This is a genomic window from Sulfuriferula sp., assembly GCF_054605375.1.
The window spans coordinates 17,038-38,220 of the sequence record NZ_JBTSEG010000025.1 but is presented as its reverse complement, the minus strand read 5'-3'; the positions used below and the strand labels follow the sequence as shown (position 1 = coordinate 38,220).

General features: G+C 53.0%; 20 protein-coding genes. 11 read left to right on the top strand and 9 right to left on the bottom strand.

The window, feature by feature from the left end; all coding sequences use genetic code 11:
* Window positions 1–14: 14 nt before the first annotated feature.
* Both ACYCZJ_RS12915 and ACYCZJ_RS12910 read left to right on the top strand, forming a co-directional pair.
* Window positions 15–1,166, top strand: coding sequence for a D-alanyl-D-alanine carboxypeptidase family protein (locus tag ACYCZJ_RS12915; protein ID WP_461554637.1), 1,152 nt, complete (start codon window positions 15–17; stop codon window positions 1,164–1,166).
* Window positions 1,167–1,434: 268 nt separating this feature from the next.
* A complete protein-coding gene (locus ACYCZJ_RS12910) occupies window positions 1,435–1,935 on the top strand; it encodes a DsrE family protein (protein WP_461554636.1) in 501 nt (166 codons plus the stop codon).
* 77 nt (window positions 1,936–2,012) lie between these two features.
* Here the strand turns inward: ACYCZJ_RS12910 and merB are convergent, their stop codons facing one another.
* Window positions 2,013–2,630, bottom strand: a complete 618-nt coding sequence (gene merB, locus ACYCZJ_RS12905; RefSeq protein ID WP_461554635.1) for an organomercurial lyase — start codon at window positions 2,628–2,630, stop codon at window positions 2,013–2,015.
* Between the two features lie 18 nt (window positions 2,631–2,648).
* A complete protein-coding gene (gene merA / locus ACYCZJ_RS12900; protein ID WP_461554634.1) occupies window positions 2,649–4,283 on the bottom strand; it encodes a mercury(II) reductase in 1,635 nt (544 codons plus the stop codon).
* A 319-nt stretch (window positions 4,284–4,602) separates the two neighbouring features.
* Here merA and bufB point away from each other — a divergent pair, with 319 nt between their 5' ends.
* Entirely contained in the window at window positions 4,603–5,469 is an 867-nt protein-coding gene (bufB, locus tag ACYCZJ_RS12895) for an MNIO family bufferin maturase (protein WP_461554633.1), read from the top strand.
* Window positions 5,453–6,229, top strand: coding sequence for an HvfC/BufC family peptide modification chaperone (locus ACYCZJ_RS12890; protein WP_461554632.1), 777 nt, complete (start codon window positions 5,453–5,455; stop codon window positions 6,227–6,229). The genes bufB and ACYCZJ_RS12890 overlap by 17 nt, the downstream gene beginning before the upstream one ends.
* A gap of 189 nt (window positions 6,230–6,418) precedes the next feature.
* Here ACYCZJ_RS12890 and ACYCZJ_RS12885 read toward each other — a convergent pair whose 3' ends face one another.
* The 3 genes from ACYCZJ_RS12885 to ACYCZJ_RS12875 all read right to left on the bottom strand — a co-directional run bounded on the left by ACYCZJ_RS12885 (window position 6,419) and on the right by ACYCZJ_RS12875 (window position 10,206).
* On the bottom strand, window positions 6,419–7,234 hold the full coding sequence (locus ACYCZJ_RS12885; protein WP_461554631.1) for a PhnD/SsuA/transferrin family substrate-binding protein: 816 nt from the start codon (window positions 7,232–7,234) through the stop codon (window positions 6,419–6,421).
* A 23-nt stretch (window positions 7,235–7,257) separates the two neighbouring features.
* Entirely contained in the window at window positions 7,258–8,364 is a 1,107-nt protein-coding gene (locus tag ACYCZJ_RS12880; RefSeq protein ID WP_461554630.1) for a GGDEF domain-containing protein, read from the bottom strand.
* A gap of 195 nt (window positions 8,365–8,559) precedes the next feature.
* A complete protein-coding gene (locus tag ACYCZJ_RS12875; protein WP_461554629.1) occupies window positions 8,560–10,206 on the bottom strand; it encodes a sensor domain-containing diguanylate cyclase in 1,647 nt (548 codons plus the stop codon).
* Between the two features lie 365 nt (window positions 10,207–10,571).
* Here ACYCZJ_RS12875 and ACYCZJ_RS12870 point away from each other — a divergent pair, with 365 nt between their 5' ends.
* The 4 genes from ACYCZJ_RS12870 to ACYCZJ_RS12855 all read left to right on the top strand — a co-directional run bounded on the left by ACYCZJ_RS12870 (window position 10,572) and on the right by ACYCZJ_RS12855 (window position 14,035).
* Entirely contained in the window at window positions 10,572–10,874 is a 303-nt protein-coding gene (locus tag ACYCZJ_RS12870) for a DUF2288 domain-containing protein (RefSeq protein WP_461554628.1), read from the top strand.
* A gap of 10 nt (window positions 10,875–10,884) precedes the next feature.
* On the top strand, window positions 10,885–12,087 hold the full coding sequence (locus tag ACYCZJ_RS12865; protein WP_461554627.1) for a multidrug effflux MFS transporter: 1,203 nt from the start codon (window positions 10,885–10,887) through the stop codon (window positions 12,085–12,087).
* Window positions 12,088–12,245: 158 nt separating this feature from the next.
* Window positions 12,246–13,007 (top strand): class I SAM-dependent methyltransferase, encoded by a 762-nt coding sequence (locus ACYCZJ_RS12860; RefSeq protein WP_461554626.1) that lies wholly within the window; start codon window positions 12,246–12,248, stop codon window positions 13,005–13,007.
* Window positions 13,004–14,035, top strand: a complete 1,032-nt coding sequence (locus ACYCZJ_RS12855; protein WP_461554625.1) for an NADP(H)-dependent aldo-keto reductase — start codon at window positions 13,004–13,006, stop codon at window positions 14,033–14,035. The genes ACYCZJ_RS12860 and ACYCZJ_RS12855 overlap by 4 nt, the downstream gene beginning before the upstream one ends.
* Window positions 14,036–14,171: 136 nt before the next feature.
* Here ACYCZJ_RS12855 and ACYCZJ_RS12850 read toward each other — a convergent pair whose 3' ends face one another.
* A complete protein-coding gene (locus tag ACYCZJ_RS12850) occupies window positions 14,172–14,345 on the bottom strand; it encodes a DUF1328 domain-containing protein (protein ID WP_461554624.1) in 174 nt (57 codons plus the stop codon).
* A 294-nt stretch (window positions 14,346–14,639) separates the two neighbouring features.
* On the opposite strand from ACYCZJ_RS12850, the gene ACYCZJ_RS12845 reads away from it, so the two are divergent.
* Entirely contained in the window at window positions 14,640–15,065 is a 426-nt protein-coding gene (locus ACYCZJ_RS12845) for an AF1514 family protein (RefSeq protein WP_461554623.1), read from the top strand.
* 40 nt (window positions 15,066–15,105) lie between these two features.
* Here the strand turns inward: ACYCZJ_RS12845 and ACYCZJ_RS12840 are convergent, their stop codons facing one another.
* On the bottom strand, window positions 15,106–16,023 hold the full coding sequence (locus tag ACYCZJ_RS12840) for a DUF1853 family protein (RefSeq protein ID WP_461554622.1): 918 nt from the start codon (window positions 16,021–16,023) through the stop codon (window positions 15,106–15,108).
* A 107-nt stretch (window positions 16,024–16,130) separates the two neighbouring features.
* Between ACYCZJ_RS12840 and ACYCZJ_RS12835 the strand changes: the two genes are divergently transcribed.
* Window positions 16,131–18,029 carry an ATP-binding cassette domain-containing protein gene (locus ACYCZJ_RS12835; RefSeq protein ID WP_461554621.1) on the top strand — a complete coding sequence of 633 codons (1,899 nt, stop codon included), beginning with the start codon at window positions 16,131–16,133 and terminating at the stop codon, window positions 18,027–18,029.
* Window positions 18,030–18,065: 36 nt separating this feature from the next.
* Here ACYCZJ_RS12835 and ACYCZJ_RS12830 read toward each other — a convergent pair whose 3' ends face one another.
* Together ACYCZJ_RS12830 and ACYCZJ_RS12825 are read right to left on the bottom strand one after the other, a co-directional pair.
* On the bottom strand, window positions 18,066–18,494 hold the full coding sequence (locus ACYCZJ_RS12830) for a DUF2721 domain-containing protein (RefSeq protein WP_461554620.1): 429 nt from the start codon (window positions 18,492–18,494) through the stop codon (window positions 18,066–18,068).
* A gap of 118 nt (window positions 18,495–18,612) precedes the next feature.
* The gene (locus ACYCZJ_RS12825; protein ID WP_461554619.1) at window positions 18,613–19,524 is read right to left on the bottom strand and encodes a DMT family transporter; all 912 of its coding nucleotides are present in this window, start codon (window positions 19,522–19,524) and stop codon (window positions 18,613–18,615) included.
* 331 nt (window positions 19,525–19,855) lie between these two features.
* Between ACYCZJ_RS12825 and ACYCZJ_RS12820 the strand changes: the two genes are divergently transcribed.
* On the top strand, window positions 19,856–21,139 hold the full coding sequence (locus tag ACYCZJ_RS12820; RefSeq protein WP_461554618.1) for a porin: 1,284 nt from the start codon (window positions 19,856–19,858) through the stop codon (window positions 21,137–21,139).
* Window positions 21,140–21,183: the final 44 nt, after the last annotated feature.

The window sequence follows — 21,183 nt, the reverse complement described above, 5'->3', positions numbered from 1 at the left end:
TTAAGGAGTTGTCCATGCCGTTATCCTTTTCGTCGCGCACCCTCAGCGCATTATTGCTAGCCGCTGCATTTCAGGTGAGCGCTGTCGCTGCACCGCTACCAGCCATCCCTGGGGCACCCAATGTGGATGCGCGTAATTACGTGCTGATTGATCCGGTTTCCGGCCAGGTTCTGGCTGAACGCGAGGCCGATCAGAAAGTGCCGCCAGCCAGTCTGACCAAGTTGATGACCACTTATCTGACCTTTCAGGCGGTGGCGCGTGGCAGCCTTAAACTCGACCAGCAGGTGCCGGTCAGTGTGGCCTCATGGAAGGCAGGCGGCTCGACCATGTTCCTGCAACCCAATCTGCCGGCAACGGTTGAGCAAGTCATTCAGGGTATGGTCGTGGTTTCCGGTAACGATGCCGCGGTCGCGCTGGCTGAAACCATCGCCGGCAACACCGACAGTTTTGTACAAATGATGAACGCCACTGCCCGCCAATTGGGTATGACCAATACGCATTTCGATAATGTGGACGGGCTACCCACTCCCACGCATAAGGTAAGCGCCCGCGACATCGGCATATTGACCGAAGCCATCATTCGCCAGTTTCCCCAGTTCCTGCACTATTTCGCTGAAAAAAGTTTTACTTATAACAAGGTCACCCAGAACAACTGGAATCCGCTGGTTTTCAGCGACCCCACTGTGACCGGAATGAAAACCGGCCATACCGAAGAAGCCGGCTATTGTCTGGATGCAACGGCAGTCCGCAAGGGGCGCCATCTGATTGCAGTCGTCCTTGGCTCCACTTCGCGTATGGGCAGCGCCCATGCCGCTGAGGCGTTGCTGAATTACGGGTATCATTTTTTCGAAACGCGACGCGCCTACCATGCGGGTCAAATCATCAGCACAGTTCGCAATAATCAGGCGAATCCTGCTGAAGTCAGCATCGGCACCACCAGCGACGTCTGGGTTACTGTCCCTATCGGACGCTATGCGCAACTCAAGCCCAGCGTGAATCTGTCTGCGCAAATGCCTTTGCCATTGAAACGCGGACAGCAAGTCGGTACCTTGATATTAAGTGAAGGTGGCAAGGAAGTGGCGCGCGTACCTCTGGTCGCAATGGCCTCTGTAGAAAAGGCCGGCTGGTTTGGTCATTTATGGAACGTCGTCCGCTCCAAATTCTGAAGCGGGCATCTCCTGTGCGCTGATCATTTCAGCGTAAAACCGACTGCCTGAACCACGCCCGCATTGATATGCCAGCGTGGTTTCTGCCGGACATCGCCTGACATCCTGCCGTTTCAGTTGTACACTATCCCTCGCTTCGGAAAATAATCCAGCGCGCCCGGCCCATCCATGTCAGCCGTGCGGGTAATTCTTCCGCTTGCTCAGGGGGACTGGTGACAGCAATACACCACCTCTCCTATTTAAAACCTAAAAAATATTGGAGGCAGACATGAAAAAACTTAAAACTACCACTCAAAAAATCGGTTTAACCGCGACCGCAGCATTATTTGCCGCTTGCCTGCCGTTGAGTGCCGCCGCTGGAACCAGTGGAGATTTTCACGGCGCAACCCCGGAAAAGGGTCAGTACAATGTCATTTTTCATCTGGATACCGGTGGCACCCCGGCGATCAAGAAAACACTCAATAATATCGAAAATATCCTGCATGACCCGCGTCTTGCCGGCAAACTGCATGTGGAACTGATTGCCAACAGCAAAGGCTTTGACGTATACGTCAAAAACAATGGCTTCGAGGAAAAACTCAAGCACTTGCAGGCCCAGGGAGTAATTCTGGCACAATGCGCCAACACGCTTAAAGAGTTGCATATCGACCGCAAGGACCTTTACCCATTCATCAGTATCGTTCCCTCCGGCATGGGCGAGATCACCATCCGTGAAGCGCAAGGCTGGGCCTATATCCATCCGACTGCACCGCACGAGCAGCAGCTCTAACCGGCACTTGTATACCCCGCTACGTACGTAGCGGGGTTTCAAATAAGATACCTGATGTTAATCCGCAAAAATATACGTCAAACTCCCTCGCGCTGAAAACCAAAAAACTGCCGCCCGACTTCTGCCGCATCGGCAACACTCATACCGTCTTCTGCGCCGCCTGCTATGCACGCTGGGCATACAAACACGATGCCGGGACACAGGTCGTTGCAGCACACGACGTGTTCCTGAGCCAGTTTACGGTAGGCAACATGCACGCCTGCGGGTACGGCCTGGGTAATCTGCCCGACGGCATCCGTCTGCACCCTTACCGGAAGATCACAAACGCTGCAGGTTGCGATGATGGTAGCGGCAGTGTTTGCCAGAAACGGGATAGCCAGCGCATCGATCGCACACATGGCAGAGGCTTGATGCTCGCCATAGGCTACGGTGATTCCGGTTTTGACCGCACTGAAAGGGTAGCACCCCAAGCCGGATTCACTCTCCACCAGCGCATCCAGTTCCACCAGTTTGTTCAAACTATGTAGTGGAATGACATGCGGCTTGGGAGCGGCGCCGTTGTGCAGCCATGCCTGCAGCACCATCGCATAGGCGGCGCGTGTGGCCGGATCCGTTGCCTCAATTCTGGCTTGCAGCGGAAACTCGCGGCGCAGGCGAGCCACACTGTGGATGATATGGTTGGTACTGGCGGTCATCTAAGCTCTCCTTGCCTTTCAACCTGCGCAGCACGATAACTGTTTCACATCTTTGTGGAAAGTCTGGGCACAGAGCTTCAATCCCTCAACCATGGTGAGATAAGGGAAGAGTTGCCCCGCCATATCCTCTACTGTCATCCGGTTGTGGATGGCCAACACCGCCGTCTGGATAATTTCTCCCCCTTCCGCCGCCAGCACCTGCGCGCCCAACAAGCGTCCCGAGTCTTGTTCCGCCACCAGCTTGATGAAGCCGCGTGTATCGAAGTTGGCCAAGGCACGCGGCACGTTATCCAGGCTCAACGTGCGACTATGGGTTTCGATACCCATCGCGGTGGCCTGCGCTTCGCTCAAGCCAACAGTGGCCACTTGCGGGTCGGTAAACACGACAGCAGGCATCGCGGACAAATCCAGCGCGGCGTCACCGCCGGTCATGTTGATCGCCGCACGCGTACCGGCAGCCGCCGCTACATACACAAACTGCGGCTGATTGGTGCAATCACCTGCGGCATAGATATGTGGCACCGAGGTGCGCATATGATCATCGATAATGACCGCGCCGCTGGCGTCGGTTTTCACCCCGGCGCGTTCCAGGTTCAGACCATTGGTATTGGGTTTGCGGCCGGTAGCGACCAGCAGACGGTCGCCGTTAAGCGTTTCGGAGCCAATATTCACCTGGAAAAGTCTGCCGTCATATCGCACATTTTTTACCTCGGTCTGGGTCAAGATGCGCATGCCCTCGCTTTCCAGTATGCTCTTCAACTCAGCGCCGAACGCAGGGTCTTCTCTGGACAATAACTGGCTGCGTGCAATCAGGGTAACCCTGGAGCCCAGACGCAGAAAGGCTTGCGCCAGTTCCAGCGCAACCACCGACCCGCCATGAACGATCAGGTGTTGCGGCAATTCCTCTGCGACCAGCGCCGCCGTCGAGGTCCAGTAAGGCGTATCACCCAGTCCCGGCGTATCCGGAATAGCGGGCGAGCGACCCGTGGCAATCAGGATGCGATCCATGCTCAATTCCTTCTCGCTGCCGTCCGGCTTTTTCACCATCAGGATATGGGTATCCTTGAAGCTCGCGAAGCCTTGTTCCAGCGTGATGCCGGGATTGGTGTCAAGAATGCTTTCGTACTTGGCATGACGCAGTTCATCCACCCGTGCTTGTTGTTGTGCTACCAGCGCCTTGCGGTCCACGACCGCCACTTGTTTTTCCAACCCGACAAACGGATTGTCCGCTTGCAGGTGAGCAATGTGCGCAGCCCGGATCATGATTTTTGAAGGCACGCAGCCGATATTGACGCAGGTGCCGCCAATTTCACCCGCTTCGATAACCGTCACCACGGCCCCTTCTTCAACAGCCCGGATGGCGGCGGCGAAGGCGCTCGAGCCGCTGCCGATAACCGCCACGCTGAGGCCGGACATATAGCCTGCAGGAGTTGCAGTAGCATCGTCAGCCGGTTCCGCACTGTAGCCTGCATCCATGATGGTACGGATAAGCTTCGAAACATTTACATCGGCTGTGGTTTCGATCCGTGCGCTACCATTGGCGTAAGACACTTCGGCCCGGGTGACACCCGTCACCGCCGACAAGGCTTTTTCAATGGATCTGGCACAGTGTTCGCAAGTCATGCCTGTAATATGTAAATCATGCGTCATCATTCTTTCCTCACAACTCATTGAAGGATGAAACCATCCTAACAACCGTACCAAGGTACATGGTCAAGCAAATTTTGTTTGCATGGGTGAAGGTGAATCATGGGGAAAATCAGAAATTCGATGCACGGTGATGATTAAGCATCTACTGTTTGTAATGAATCTCCGTCTTGATCGACTAAAAGGATACGAAAGTCAATAATGCTTTACTGAATCACATGAAATCATTCCCTGATATACATCGATTTCCATTCAGCTTTTACTCGACTACTGGCAACACTCAAATGAAATGGTTGGTGATACGACAAGCCGAACATAAGCCACGATGATTGCGAAAAAAATACTCAAACACACGACAACGTCAATCCCCCCCAGTGCCGGGATTGGGTTGCGTGCCCCGCACTACCTGGATATTCTGTCTGCGCCCCCTGCAATCGGCTGGTTCGAGGCGCATAGCGAGAACTATTTCGCCGAGGGCGGCCTGCCGCTTTACTACCTCGAGCAGATTCGTTCCCGCTACCCGTTGAGCTTGCATGGTGTTGGCCTGTCCCTGGGCTCGACCGACCCATTGAATACGGAACATTTGCGCAAATTAAAATCATTGGTTGATCGCTTCGAACCCGGTCTGGTATCAGAGCATTTATCCTGGGGCTCTGTATCAGGGCGCTATTTCAATGATCTCCTTCCGTTACCTTATACAGAGGAGGCGCTCGCGCTTGTCGCCAGCCGCATCATGCAGGTACAGGATTTTCTGGGTCGGCAGATATTGGTTGAAAACGTATCAAGCTATCTTCAGTTCAAACAATCCACGATTCCAGAATGGGCGTTTCTGGCAGAGATTTCAGCACGCTCTGGTTGCGGCATTCTGCTCGACGTCAACAACATTTATGTCAGCGCTGTGAATCATCGATTCGACCCACAGGAATATCTGAGTGCCATACCAGCCGAGGCCGTTCAGGAAATCCATCTTGCGGGATTCGATAGCAACGGCGAATGCCTGATCGACACGCACGGAAAAGCAGTCTGCGATGATGTGTGGGCGCTGTATGCCCATGCACTGGTACTTGTCGGCAATGTGCCGACACTGATCGAGTGGGACACCGATATTCCGGCGCTGTCCGTTCTGCTGGAAGAAGCCGGAAAAGCCGATAGCCTGCTGCAAAGGAGTAATGGCCATGCACGGTTTGCGTGACTTGCAACAGGATTTCCTGACCTCCGTCTTCAACGAAGAAAAAAACGACCTGGCGCAACACCTGATCGGCACAGAATCCGAACGAGCCTGGCGCGCCGATATTTATCGTAACAACACATTCAGCAATTTGCGCAGCACGCTTGAATCGACCTATCCCGTCATCGTCAAACTGGTTGGTGTGGAATTTTTCCGCCATGCTGCACAGGAATATATCTCGCAATATCCTTCTGCCAGCGGCGATCTGCATCTTTTCGGCGAAGCATTTGGCGCGTTTCTGGCAACCTTTCCTCCGGTAGAACAGCTCCCTTATCTTCCCGATGTCGCCCGGCTGGAATGGCTGTGCCACAAGGCTTACTTTGCTGCTGATCACACGCCGCTCGCCCTGGACAGATTGATGCAGGTGCCACCGGTACGCTATGTTGATCTGCAATTCAAGCTCAACCCGGCCTGCGCCCTGTTCGAATCAGCCTTTCCTGTCGACCGGATATGGCAAATCAATCAGGATCATTACACCGGCGAGCAGAGCGTAGATTTGTCCAGCGGAGGCGCCACCGCCCTGGTAACGCGGCCAATGTATCGCGTTACAGTAAGCACGATGGCGCGTAGCGAATGGTGTGCACTGCAGGCGTTGTCTACCGGACTCGCGTTTGCGGCGGCCTGTGATGTTGCGCTGCGCATTGATCCGGAATTTAATCTGGTGGCGGCTCTGCACCGATGGGTCAACGACACGATACTGGTGGATTTCAGCCTTGCAACCTGACCCGGCAAGGAGATCATGGGCGCCATGCACCAACGATTACAGATGGGCAATGGCGTCAAGGATATTCATCGCAAGTGAAGAATCGCATGACTGATTCATATCTGGTGCATCAATAAAAAAGAGCCGGATAAATTCCGGCTCTTTTTTGTTCGTACCGCCTGACAATTACCCGTGGTGGGTTGTCAGGCGCTATTTTTTGACGCTGTTGATCAATTTCCGTTCTTGATCATAGTCCTGATCGGATGACAGTTGAAAGCCACTGTAGCCTTGATCCAGGGATTTCAGTATGGAGAGTGTTTCGGGAGAAGGCCGGTTGAGCGCCATGAATGCTTCTTTCAATTTCTCCTGCGTCACTGCATTCAGCTTGCTGCCCGCCACAAAAACATAGGACGCGAGCGGTGGCGAGGTATACACCACACGCAGGCCCTGTGAAGCGAATTTCTCATACACAGTATCTTTCATGATGCCGCCATCAAAATCACCGAGCAGAACTGCCTTGGCAATGTTGTCATAATGTTTCAGATAAGCCACATCTGAAAAATCCTGTACTTTCATGCCGGCTTCGAGCAACACGGCAGGTTGCAGCAAAGCCTTCGGATCACCAAACGCAAAACGCTTGCCTTTCAACTCCTCTAATTTTTTAACCGGGCTGTTTTTCTGTACGACTACCACCAGATTGAAGGTGGATTTACCGTGTGTGAGTGGAGAGACCAAAGGTACGGCCTGATATTTTTCATGCGCCGCAATATAGGCCGCAGGCGTCATATAGGCTATTTGCACGGCGTCTTTACCCAAATCCTCAACCGCAGAATTAAGTGTCGGCGCAGGCCGGAACTGCACTGCATAGCCAGTCTTCTGCGCCAGATACTCGGCCAATGGTGTCATCCGCTTGATCATTTCCACAGGGGCATCCATCGCAACCGCGCCAATGGTAATGTCCTGGGCATGCGCGAGCGATAACCACAGAAAAAACGGCAGTATTAGAAACAACCTGGTTTGGCACATTATGGCCCCCCCCATTTCCAATATCAGAGAAACTCGTTTTTATGGATGCCCGTTACTTGATTCCGGCCCCGATACTTGCTTTCATACAAAGCCTTATCTGCGGCACCATACAGCATTTCTACGGTCAGCACATCGTCTGACAACTCTGCGATACCAATACTCAGAGTTACCTTGATAATTTTTTCGCCTGGAATCGCAAATACATGGTTGCGGGTTTTCTCCAGCAAGCTCTCCGCGAACACTCTGCCCTGTGTAACCGAAGTTCGAGGCAATACAAAAGCAAATTCGTCACCACCCATGCGTGCGCTGATATCGCTATCTCGCGTGCTCCATCGAATCAGATTCCCCAATAACTTTAGGACCACATCTCCGGATGAATGTCCATATTCATCATTGATGTTTTTAAAATGATCCACGTCAACCAATACCAGACAAAGCGGATCCGCATAGCGTTTGGCCTGCGCAAAAATCGATCCCAGATTTTCATCGAGGAAACGTCTATTCTTCAATCCGGTCAAGCTGTCGGTGGTTGCAAGCTGTTGTGACAGCGCGACCATTTGTTCCAATTCCCTGGAACGAAGTGTGAGTTCCTGATTTGCCTTGGTCAGATTTTCGTCAGAAATCTGCACGCGTGCCTTCAATTTCTGCTGGTGTACGTACAGTGATGTTTGCATTCGGTTAAAAATATTGGTCAGGTCGGCCAATTCATCATTTCCTGTAATCCCCATGATTTGTAGCTCGCTATCCGGGTTTGCCACGATTTCCTGCATCATATTCCGGATTCTGGCGATGGGTGTAAGAATAACAAGCGAAACCGCTGCATAAATAAGCACGCTCAAAAACAGGATTACCGATCCTATCCACCACGCAATCCCCTGAAAAGATTCACGAATGGCCGTCTCGAGACCATTGGTGGAAACAAGCATTTCTACACTGCCAATGGGTTCCACACCGAAAACGATGGGCGCTTTAAAAGACATGCTCTGACCGTCCTGGCCCAGATTTTTATTCGTTCGCTCAACCACTACCACGCCTTTGCGGTTAATGATCCTGAGTATCTGCACATCCGGCGCTGCGACGATATTGCCTGCAAACGATTCCATATTGGTGTAGTCGTAGCCGGCCAGCAAATTGGAAAGTGCTTTTGCTATCAATGCAATGCGTTCCTTGCCCGAGCTATCTGCCGCACGGTAAAGGTTCTCACGATCCTGCTGTAACTTGAAAAAGCCGAGAATACTGACCCCGAGCAGCAGCCCGATGACGACCACCAGTATCAGTTTTGTTCTCAGGCCAGGCAGATTCTTTATCATGATTCTCTCGGATTGTTACACTTCTGACCGTGAAGAATCCTGCACCTTCGGGTCATGTTTTTTATAGGTCACCCGGTTCCGGCCACTTTCTTTGGATTGGTACATTGCTTTATCGGCTGCCTGAAGCATCTCAGAGAAATCGGTATCGGTATCTGTAGATACCTGATCTGCAATGCCTATGCTCAACGTAACCTGGATATCATGATCGCCTATATGAAGAGGCGACACCATAATTGATTTTCTGATTGCCTCCGCCCGGCACTGTGCATTTTCAGGGGTACAGTCCGGCATGACAACAAGGAATTCGTCGCCACCATAGCGCACCACCAGATCTTTATCCCGGGTGTGCTTTTCGATTTCACGCGCGACTCTCGTCAATACGTAATCACCCACATCGTGACCGTAACTGTCATTGATCTGCTTGAATTGATCGACATCAAACAACATGGCCTGCATCGGCAAATACGATTCGGGATCCGACTGGTTGATATCTGACAGACGCTCCCACAGGGCACGCCTGTTTTTCAGATGTGTCAGTTCATCAATATGAGCATGTATGCTCAATTTTTGATTGGCTTCTGTCAGTTCCTGCGTTGCCTGTCTCACCCTGGTTTCCAGTTGCTGATTCAGTTCATCACGCCCGGCCACCGCCTCTCTGATGCTGTCCATCATATGGATACTATGGTTACGCAGTGTTTCGATTTCCTGCGGCGCCGTTCTCCCTAACGGGCTGAACTTGCCTGAATAATCATTTTTGCGTATCCGCTCGATACCTTCTGCCAATACATTGATCGGCTTGACAATCCAGTTCGCCAGATATATCGCCAAGAGTATGGAGATGGCCAAACCCGCTGCACCAAATATCAAGCTGCCGTGAATCAGGGTCTTCGCTTCCGCAGTTAATTCAGACAGCGGTTGAGGTGTCAAAATAACCCAGTTGAATTCGGGCACAGCAGCGTATCCGGCAATCATCTCTGCCTTGATAAACGGCGAATAAAAAATCATGACGCCTTGTTTACCCTGGAGCCCTGCCTGCACAATAGGCCAACTCGATATGTTTTTGACACTGCTCATCCACTTCGAATTCGGATGATGCACAATATTGCCAAACTGATCGGTAATCGCACAGTGCCCTAACTTGCCAAAATGGATCGCCGATGCCAGACTCTCGACCGGCGCGAGTCTTAACGACCCGACCAGCATATTGTTTCCGGCAGGATGCACAAAAAACAGGGCAGGCCTGTTGGTCAACCGATCGAAAACCATACCTGAATTTCCGGCGACATGCCTGGACAATACGGCTTGAACAGCAGGGTTGTTTTGCAGGAAATGTACGTATTCAGGCGTGGCTTTATAGCCATCGAAACCCTGAGCTGTTCCATCCGGCGCAACCAGCACCAGACTGTCGAAGTAGGTCTGCGAAGCAATCGTTTCATTGATTGCAACTTGATCTCTGGTTTTTTCCAGAACATTCGCCACCAGATCAAGATTCCTCTGCGCTGCCTTAAGATATAAATAAACAGGATTTGCCAGGTTTTCCGACAATAGTTGATTTTTGTCATGCGCCTCTTTCATCACGCCATTGTGAATTCCGGAATTCAGCCAAACTGTCATAACGGCTACAGGCATAATCGAAATAACGATAAACGCCAGAATCAACATGGCTTTGAGTGAAGGACGAAATGTACGCATTTTTGTATCTCTAAATTGTCTGGGTTAGCCTTGATTGCGATTTATAGCCATAATGAAATTTCGTCATTTCTGTCGAGTATTTATGTGCACATTGCTGCAAACTCTGGATATTTCCCAAGCTTGACTCATTAGGCTCGCGTTACCCGAAATTCATACCTCCCCCTGAACCGTAAAGAGCAAGAATCAGACCCCTGTGCTGCCAATGTCGATAGCCAAAACCGGCAATACAAAATCCGTGCTGGCGCCCGCATCGGAAAGCGCTTTAACATAGTGGCCATGATCGGACTTACGTGCCGGATAGACGCACCAGCCCCTAAATTACAGCGATGATTGACATGCCCCACCAACTCGAACAAATGCGCACCCAGCTCAATGCTGAAACCGCGCAAACAGAATGGACTGAATTACAACGTTTTTTCGCCAAAGGTGCTCTCGTCCAGGTCAGCAGTCATCTTGATCTGGTGGATGTCGCTGCCCGTATCGCCTGCGATGATACGGACGCGGTACAGGAATGGATGGCTGCGGGGAAAATTGCCAAACTGGACGACCGGACTGCTGCCGATTGGCAGCAACGCAATCCTGTATTGTGGGCTGTCGTGGTCGCACCATGGGTTCTGGTGCAGGAACGGGCACATTGATCCAGCTCACGTGACAGCACCTGTCAAACATCATCGTTTCGCACTGACGGTGCTGCTCGCCGGTCTGGCGACACTGGGGCCGTTTTCGATTGACACGTACATGCCGTCATTTCCGGACATGGGTGCCAGCCTGCATGCCACGCCGATCCAGCTCCAGCAGACCTTGAGTGTGTATTTGCTGGCGTTTGCATTGATGATGCTGCTGCATGGCGCGCTCTCGGATGCATTCGGACGTCGGCCGGTAATTCTGGTTTCGCTGGTCGCGTTTGTGCTGGCCTCTATTGGCTGCACGTTTTCTTATGATATCAACCACCTGCTGATTTTTCGGGGGATGCAGGGCCTATCCGCCGGCGCGGGCATGGTGGTGGGGCGGGCGATTATTCGCGATCTCTATGCAGGCCACGAAGCGCAACGGCTCATGTCGCATGTCACCATGATTTTCGGCATTTCTCCTGCCGTGGCGCCAGTGATCGGCGGCTGGCTGCAAACCGGCTTCGGTTGGCACTCAGTATTTGTTTTCATGGCCATGCTGGGGATGCTGCTATTCGCATTGAGCTGGCGTTATCTGCCCGAGACACTCCCTGCAGTTGGGCGTCAGTCGTTTTCACCCCGGCCACTGATGCGAAATTACCGGATGGTGTTTACCAATCCGTTATTTTTACTGCTATCGAGTACCGTGGCACTGCACTTTGCCGGTTTCTTCCTGTACATCGCGTCAGCGCCGGTATTTGTGTTGCAGCACCTGAAACTGGATGAAAACCAGTTTGCCTGGCTGTTTATTCCGGCCATTTCGGGCGTCATCATGGGCGCATTTCTGTCGGGCAGGCTGGCTGGCCGAATCTCACCCCATGCCACAGTAAAATACGCCTATATATTGCTGTTCACCGCCGCTGGCATCAATCTCGCGTATAACCTGACATCAGCCCCTTCGTTACCCTGGGCTGTATTGCCGATTATGCTATACAGCACGGGCATGTCACTGGCGATGCCCAGCATCACCTTGTTGGCGCTCGATTTATTTCCACTCAATCGTGGTCTGGTAGCCTCTTTGCAGGGATTTGTTCAGACCATGTTGAATGCCTTTGTCGCGGGACTATTCTCTCCCATGCTGTCATGGTCTCCCATCGCTTTAGCAGCCGGTATGCTGGCATTTTTATTCCTCGGGCGGATTACATGGATGACTTACTTATACAAGCATCGGAAAGTTGCGTAACGCTGATAAACCATATTCTGACAAACAATCCGTCTGTGGCTGAACATTCTGCGCTCAGGCGTGTCGGAGACACCATAGACGGGTAAGCGTCCGAGCTGGAAATAGCGTCAATATGGAAGCTGTTTTTACCATCATCCCAACAATCAGAGGAAATTCCAATGAATGCTGCATTAGCGCAACAGATATCTTCCGCAATGAAAATTTCGGACTCCGCGGCTGACGTGGTCTGCGATGAATACGAGATCATCAAAAACCTGCTGCCGCTCAAGGGTGCACACATACTGGAACTCGGTTGCGGCAAGGCAGAGAAAACACGGGCGATCGCCCAAAAAAGTCAGGCCGTGTCGATTACGGCACTGGAGGTGGATGAAATCCAGCATGCCAAGAATCTGCTGATCAAGGACCTGCCCAATGTCCGCTTTTGCCTGGGCGGCGCGCAGATGATCCCGGCAGCGGATTCGAGTATTGATATCGTCCTCATGTTCAAATCGCTGCACCATGTACCTTTGAACAAGATGGATCAGGCGCTGGTGGAAATTCGTCGTGTGTTGAAACCGGGTGGCCTGGCTTACCTGTCGGAGCCGGTCTATGCAGGCGAATTTAACGATATCCTGCGTTTGTTTCATGATGAAAAATCAGTACGGGAAGCGGCCTTTTCAGCCATTCAGCGTGCTGTCGACAATGGCACGCTGGAGCTCGTCAGCCAGACATTTTTCAGCACACCCGGGCACTTCGATGATTTTGCACAATTCGAGGAACAAATTCTCAAGGTGACGCATACCCAGCATCGCCTCTCACCCGCTTTACATGCAGAAGTACATGATGCATTCATGCGCCAGATGACACCTCATGGCTTCGATTTTGGGCAACCGATACGGGTAGATCTTTTATGCAAGGCAAATCAGGACAACCAAACATGAAATATAAACAACTTGGCGGTAGTGATCTGAACGTGTCCGAGATTACCATCGGCACCATGACATTCGGCGAACAGAATAGTCCGGAGGATGCTGCGCGGCAGCTGGATTATGCGATTGCGCAGGGTGTGAATTTTATTGACGTGGCAGAAATGTACCCGGTACCGCCGCGAGCCGAAACCCAGGGGCACACCGAAGACTATGTCGGGCGCTGGCTCGGCAAACAGTCTCGCGACAAACTCATTATTGCCACCAAGATCACCGGCCCGGGCCGCGGCTTCGAATGGGTGCGCGGCGGACCGCGAATCACGCCGAAACAGATCAAGGCCGCCATTGATACCAGCCTGACGCGACTGAAAACCGACTACATTGATTTGTACCAAATCCATTGGCCCGACCGCAATGTGCCTACGTTCGGCCAGAGTGAATATGACCCTTCCAACGAACGTGAAACCACCCCGATCATCGAGCAACTCGGCGCGTTCGCAGATTTGATCCAGGCCGGCAAGATACGCCATGTCGGCCTCAGCAATGAAACGCCGTGGGGCGTATGCCAATTCACCCGTGCGGCGGAAACTGCCGGGCTGCCGCGCGTGGCGTCAATCCAGAACGCCTATAACCTGCTTAACCGCACATTCGAGTTTGGTCTTGCAGAAACCTGTCACCGTGAACAAATAGGTCTGCTGGCATATAGCCCGCTTGGCTTCGGGACGCTGACGGGGAAATATGCGGGTGGCACTGATGCCGGTCGCATGACCCGCTTTCCCGGCTTCGGTCAACGCTACAACAAACCCATGGTAACGGAAGCAGTAGCAGCTTATGTCGAACTGGCCAAGCAAGTGCATCTGCATCCGACCACGCTGGCACTGGCTTTTGTGCGCAGCCGCTGGTTTGTGACCAGCACCATTATCGGTGCCACGACGATGGAGCAGCTTCAGCAAAACCTGGACAGCGTCGAAGTTGAAGTGGACGCGGAGTTGCTGGATAAAATCCAGGCGATCCATACCCGCTATCCCAATCCTGCACCCTAGCAAACACAGCCTGGACATTCTGTTTCAACAACGCGTTGCCAATGTCTTACACCTTTGCCAGGACAGTGCTGGCTGACTATCAATGTTTGGGTCGTGGGTGATCCGTCAATCAATTGGCGGGGCAGCCGCAAGGACGCTAGAACACCATCACACCAAGCAGGGCGCCAAAAACCAAAACCACCAGGAAAATTACCAGCGCAACATAGAACAGGATTTTAGCTATGTCCTTTGCGCCCGCCGCAATATTGGTAAAGCCGAAAAAGCCGGCAATCAGCGAGATGATGAAAAATATGATCGCCAGTTTCAACATGGCTATACTCCTGTAATGGATATGAATGTTTGAATCACCTCATGCAATCAAATTAACCCAGATATTCGGCAGTTTCTGTTCGGTTTCGTACACAAGCTCGATACTTTATTCTCATCTCCCGCGGATTGTGTGCGCCGCCACACAGACAAGCTTTGACTCCATCGCTAAATTGGTTCCACTCTCGGTATCCACGCGATTTTGCAATCGCCAATTCTCTATTAATTTTATCTCTGTCAGGCAGGGATATTTTCGAGAACACCTGCATTTTTATGCACGTACCGGAGCATCGATACAGTGACGAAAATCAAACTTTCAAAGGAGCGGAATATGGAAACGATCGCAATACCGGGCAAGAAATCGGCAATCGATTTTACAGAAGCGCGACGGCAGGCAGTTAATCAGGCCTATGACATGCTGAATGATCCCGTGATCATCGCCTGGAAGAATGATCAAACCAACGAATATGGGCCCGAAATCCCCGGGGGCTCCGACGAGCGTTGGCACAAATACGCAGATCGTCACGAAGGCACATTGGAACTGAATGTGGCTGACGCGTTTCATTTCATCTTCATGGAAGCGTCCGACTTTGTAGAACCCGATCTGAACCTGGCCAGCATCGCAGAAGATGACGGAACCACCATTTTGTGCCTGAATGAAGCATGCACCGAGGAAGACCGCGAAAAAATCGGATACTTCCCGGGCGGTGGTATAGGGGGCTGATTGGTTGCTAAACCAGGGCTGGAAACCACGTACCTCCTCCTTATTCTTGATTGCGTAAATTCCAGTCCTCCGGCACCACGAAACCTCTCGTCACTTCCTGCCAGTCATTGCTGGTTGCGATGAGACCGGCCACCAGCAGCGGCGCCCCGTCAATAGCGAAATGCGCTTCCAGGGCGGCGCTGAAATCCGCCTCTGTTTGCAAACCCTCTGTGCTTGATCCCATGGCCGGGGTGAACCATTCCAGCCGCAGCAATATCTTCCAGCGCAATCCGGGTTGCGGATTAAACCCCGATGCCCTCCAGCGCAGCCACCAGCCGGATAAATGCTGAGGTGATACTTCCGGTGGAGAAATAGCCGCCTGCCCGTATGGGTAGAACAGCCAACCCTTGAGCAGTGCGCGCGCGTGGACAATCTCTCCGGCCCGAGGCAACACTGCTTGGCCTGCTACCGTGCTGGATAGCTTGAGTTGCTTGTCGCGCAAGTGCGCAAATTTCAGATCGAGCCGGTCGCGGGTAAGCGTGCCGATATAGCCTGCCAGCCCCGCTGCCGCATCCACTTGCAGATACAGCTTCACCGATGCTTCCCAGTGATTGAGTACGCCGCCAGCATCACGCCACAGGAAATCGTATTCGCCTGTGACAATATCGCCTAGTTTTACAGCCAAATTGGCGGCAATAATTTCACCACCCAGAAGATGGGTGATCCAGTATTCCAGCAGGGATTCAAAATATCGGCCCAGACGTTGTGACTTGCGCACGGCGATCCATTCATGCAGTGGCCCGGGATCACGATCGAGTGCTTGTAAAGCGGGCATGGAGCGCAGCACAGCCTCCTGACCAAACGAATCGGGTACAGCAAAATTCAGTGCGCTGGATTCACGCATCAGGCCCGGTGCGGCCATCACCCAAATCAGGTCGCGCACATGCGGATCGCGCATTGTTTTCAAAAAATCAGTCATCGTACAATTGTGCACCAGTTCGATTCCCCCGTCCGGACCGGATCCAAAATGACGCCCTCCCCGCCACCCAGTACAATGCTGCTTTTGCCTTATTGCCGGAAAAGCCCGTGATCAACCTGCGACAACTCACCCTCGCCCGCGCTGCCAAAGTTCTCATTGAGGACGCCAGCGTGCAAATCCACCCCGGCCAGAAAATCGGCCTGACCGGGGCCAATGGCTCGGGCAAGTCCAGCCTGTTTGCGCTGTTGCTGGGTGAACTGCATCCGGAAGCGGGTGACCTGTTCATGCCGCCGGGCTGGGTAATCGCCCATGTGGCACAGGAAACACCGGCACTGGATCAGCCAGCCCTGGAATTTGCACTGGACGGCGACACCGTATTGCGCCAGGTGGAGCGCGATCTGGCGGCTGCCAGCGCTGTAAATGACGGCCATCGGGTCGGCGAATTGCATGGCCGGTTGAGCGAAATCGACGGATATGGCGCGCGCGCCCGTGCCGCCGAGTTGCTGCATGGTCTCGGCTTTACCGATGCCGATTTCGCCAAACCGGTAGCGGCGTTTTCGGGCGGCTGGCGCGTGCGCCTGAATCTGGCACAAGCGCTGATGTGCCGCTCCGATTTGTTGTTGCTTGACGAACCCACCAACCACCTGGATCTGGATGCAGTGATCTGGCTGGAGGGTTGGCTCAAAAGTTATCCGGGCACGTTGCTGCTGATTTCGCATGACCGTGATTTTCTTGATGCGGTCACCACGCATATTGTCCATATCGAAAGCCGCACCCTCAAGCTCTACACTGGCGGATATTCGGATTTCGAACGCCAGCGCGCCGCTCAGCTGGCGGTGCAGCAATCCATGTTTGAAAAACAGCAACGCGAGCGCGCGCATCTGGAGAGTTTCGTCGAGCGTTTCCGCGCCAAGGCCACCAAGGCACGCCAGGCGCAAAGCCGCATCAAGGCGCTGGCGCGCATGGAAGACGTGAGCGCCGCGCACGTGGATTCGCCCTTCACCTTCCGCTTCCGCGACCCGGCCAGCGCGCCCGATCCGCTGCTGGATTTGCGCGAAGCAAGCGTGGGTTATGGCACGCAGCCGATCTTGTCCCACATCGAACTCACCCTGCGCCCGGGCGAGCGCATCGGCCTTTTAGGACGAAATGGCGCAGGTAAATCCACACTCATCAAGCTGCTGGCGGGAGAGATCAAGCCGCTGACCGGCACGCGCAGCGAGGGCAAGGGGCTGGCAATCGGCTACTTCGCCCAGCACCAGCTGGAGCAGTTACGCCCGGACGAATCGCCGATTCAACATATGCTGCGCCTGGCGCCGCAAACCCGCGAGCAGGAACTACGCGATTTTCTCGGCGGCTTCGATTTTCGCGGCGACATGGCGCAAGCGCCTTGCGCACCCTTCTCCGGTGGCGAGAAATCGCGCCTGGCGCTGGCCCTGCTGATCTGGCAAAGACCCAATCTGCTGTTGCTGGACGAGCCCACCAACCACCTTGATATGGAAATGCGCCACGCACTCAATCTCGCCCTGCAGGAATTCGATGGCGGCGTGGTGCTGGTATCACATGACCGCTCCCTGCTACGCACCACTTGCGACCGCTTTCTGCTGGTAGCCGACGGCAGTGCACCCGCTTTCGACGGCGATCTGGACGACTACCGCGACTGGCTCAACCAGCAGCGTATCCAGCAATCCTCCGCTAACGTCAATCCTGAAAAAGTGGTGCGACGCGAGCAGCGTGCTGCCAGCCAGGCTGAGCGCCAGGCGCTATTGGCCAAGCGCCGCCCGATGATGAAAGAACTGGAACATCTGGAAAAAAACCTTGCAGGCTGGCAAAGCGAGAAAACCCTGCTGGATGAGCGTCTGGCGGATACTGAATTATATGAGGCTAGCCAACGCGCGCTGCTGCAAGATCTTCTCAAACGTCAGGGAGTCCTGATGCAAAACCTCGAAACGGGTGAAGAACGCTGGCTGGAACTGCATGAAACACTGGAGCAGCTACCCAATCTCTAAAGCAGCTTCAGCAAGGTGCTTATTACATTGCAGCGTTTATTTTCCGTATTTCTCTATGAGTCCAGCCGCCAGGGAAATTTCGCGCAGGAAACACAGTAAACCGGAGATTAACGCCAGCATCGCCAATATGAACAAGATTGGGATCGCATTGGATGGATCAATATTCATCTCCGATCCAACAAACAGCGCAGCGATCACGATGCAAATCAGCAATGCAGATACGGTGCAGAGACTGATTGCCCAATGTATCCAGCGCGCTCGGCTCAATAACCGCGCCATTTCACGTTCATACTCGACCCGCTCTTCGTCTTTCGTGTTGTTTAACGTCCGGAAACGATCAACGACGCGCGCTAACCGGCTGGTGAGCACAGACAGCATTGCGCCAATGCCGGTCAACAGGAAAACCGGTCCGACTGACAGTTGAATCACATGAGCGACGGTCGTAATACTAGTGGCGGTTTGCATAGGAATAGCTCAAATTGAGTGAGATTATCAAGAACGAACAGATACGCATCCGGACGCCGAATAGCTTTCGCACAGGATCAGCAGGTTTGAAGGGTAGCATTTTATGATGAGGTTTCGTTCAAAGCTCGATCGTACAATCAACTTCATTACATTTACGAAGAATCATGGCAATCCCGCCGAGCACCAATGCACCGCTCGGGAAAAAAAGCGGTGATAGTCTTTCACCCAGTATCACGAAGGCGAATATCCCTGCGAATAACGGTATAAACAGTGAAATCGTCGCCGTGACCACTGCGGGCAAACGCTTTGATGCAAACGCATAGCCTATGCTAGGCACAGCCGTGCAAAGCGTGCCGAGACCAAGGAATAACAAAACAGATCGGCCAGTCAAGGTCTCCAGCCCGGCTGGCGACGGCATCAGCCCCACCATCAACAACAGGATGGCACTCCCCATCGCAAACGTCAGCACCGATACACCGACAGTATCCGGCGCGCTGTCGCGCACCGCAAGGATTCGGTATAAATAGGCATACAACGCAGTCAATCCTGCTGCGCTCATTGCTAGCACACTTCCCAAAAGATGCTGCATGGGTGCCTCGCCTGCAAAAGATATCTTCGGTATCAGGAGCAGGCCGATTCCGGCCACCGACAGGCCGGCCCCGATGATTTCGGCACGCGCCGGAATGTCTCCCCGCATACGGCGAAAAAGCAGTACAAAAAGTGGCGACGTGCTCAGCAGTAAAGCAACCTCGGCAACCGGGGCCATTTGAAATGCCGCCGTGGCCAGCAGGTAATATCCTGCCAACAGCAACGCAAAAACATAGGCCATAGGACGCCCAAGGAGGGATCTGAAACGCTGGCGGCTGCCACGCAGCAAGCCGAGAGCAGGCAAAACCAGAATTAGGGCGATCAGTAGCCGACCTGCGGTGACAGTCAATGCCGGCAGGGAAGGCAACAATCTCACTAAAACGCCAGTCAGACCCCACATTAGCGAAGTCACCCCGGCTGCCAGTATGGCATTTCTATTCATGGTCAGTATGCATCCGGGAACGTGCGTGTAATTGATTCGGAATTATCATATATATCCAGTCGCCAGCATCACAGCTGAACCGGATAATACTTTGATATGTAATTCTGAAAACAACATAACGTACGCTTCACCTCCCTTGGACAGGAAATATTCTGTACTCACAAGCCATCAGCGATGATGTCATTTAATTGTCATAAAACGCTGACATATCTGTAAAAACCACCTGTCAGAATTGCAAACGGATCGCTTGACGACCATTAACGGATCGCTTGACGACCATTAAACCCAAGGGCAGTTGAGAAGCGTCCTACCAATCATTACGGAGTATTACATGCAAAGAATTGTGAACAAATCGCTAAGCGACACTCAAGCTAAAAGAACGGTTGAGTTGCTTATTTCCAACAATGGCGGGGGAAATCTGCGGGTCAAAGCACTCGCCATAGCCATTGCCGCAGCGTTAAGTGTAACCAGCTTCTCCGTAGCAGCAGCTCCGAACGACAGCGAAATCGATCAACTGAAAGCGCAACTTGCAGAATTACAATCCAAGGTAAATTCACTCGAACAACACAACAACGAGCAAGCACCCAGCGCAGCGAGTGCAGGCACTGACAAGCGGCTCGCCGCTGTTGAAAAAGCCATCAACAACACGACCTTGTCCGGCAAGATGTACTTCGACTTGACCAATACTGACCAGAAAAACAGCGACGCAGGCAAGACCAGCAATTCGGGTACCGGCTTCGACGTGAAACGGTTCTATCTGAGCGTTGACCATAAATTCACCGACATCTGGTCGGCCAATCTCACCACCGATTTCAACTACGTCAGCAATGACGGCCAGACCAATCTGTTCGTCAAGAAAGCCTATGTACAGGGCAAATTCGACCAGGCCGCAGTGCTCCGTGTCGGCGCGTCGGACATGCCATGGATTCCCTTTGCCGAGCACTACTACGGTTACCGCTATGTTGAGAACACCTTGACCGACCGTCTGCATTTCGGCAATTCGGCAGACTGGGGCGTGCATATGGCTGGCGATCTCGGTGAGAGCAAGATGTTCAATTATGCCGTGTCAGCAGTCAATGGCGGCGGCTATAAAAATCCAAGCCGCAGCAAGAACATGGACTTTGCAGGGCGGATTGGCTTCAAACCGATGAAAAACATGATCGTCGCGCTGGGTGCTTACAGTGGACATCTTGGTAAGCAAACCCAGACCGCAGGCGCAACCAATACCGCTGAGCGCCAGGACGTCATGGTCGCTTACGCTGACGAGAATTTCCGTCTGGGTGGTGAGTACTTCACCGCCAAGAACTGGAACAACGTAGTCGGCACACAGCAGGACAAGGCCGATGGCTATTCACTGTGGGGCAGTCTGGCCGTCGCGAAAAACGTTAACGTATTTGCGCGCTACGACAACGCCAATCTGAGCAAGACGCTGGACACTAACGCCAAAGATAAATATTACAACCTCGGCGTTGAATACCAGATGACTAAAGGTTTCAAGGTGGCTGCTGTGTGGAAACACGAAGACAAAGATCAGTCGGTGTCTGCACCCATCCCAGCTCACGTACAAACAGTAAAGACCGATGAAGTCGGTGTGTGGGGCGAAGCGAAATTCTAATCCTGTCAGATGAGCGCGGTCTGTTGCGGTCATCGAATCGATCA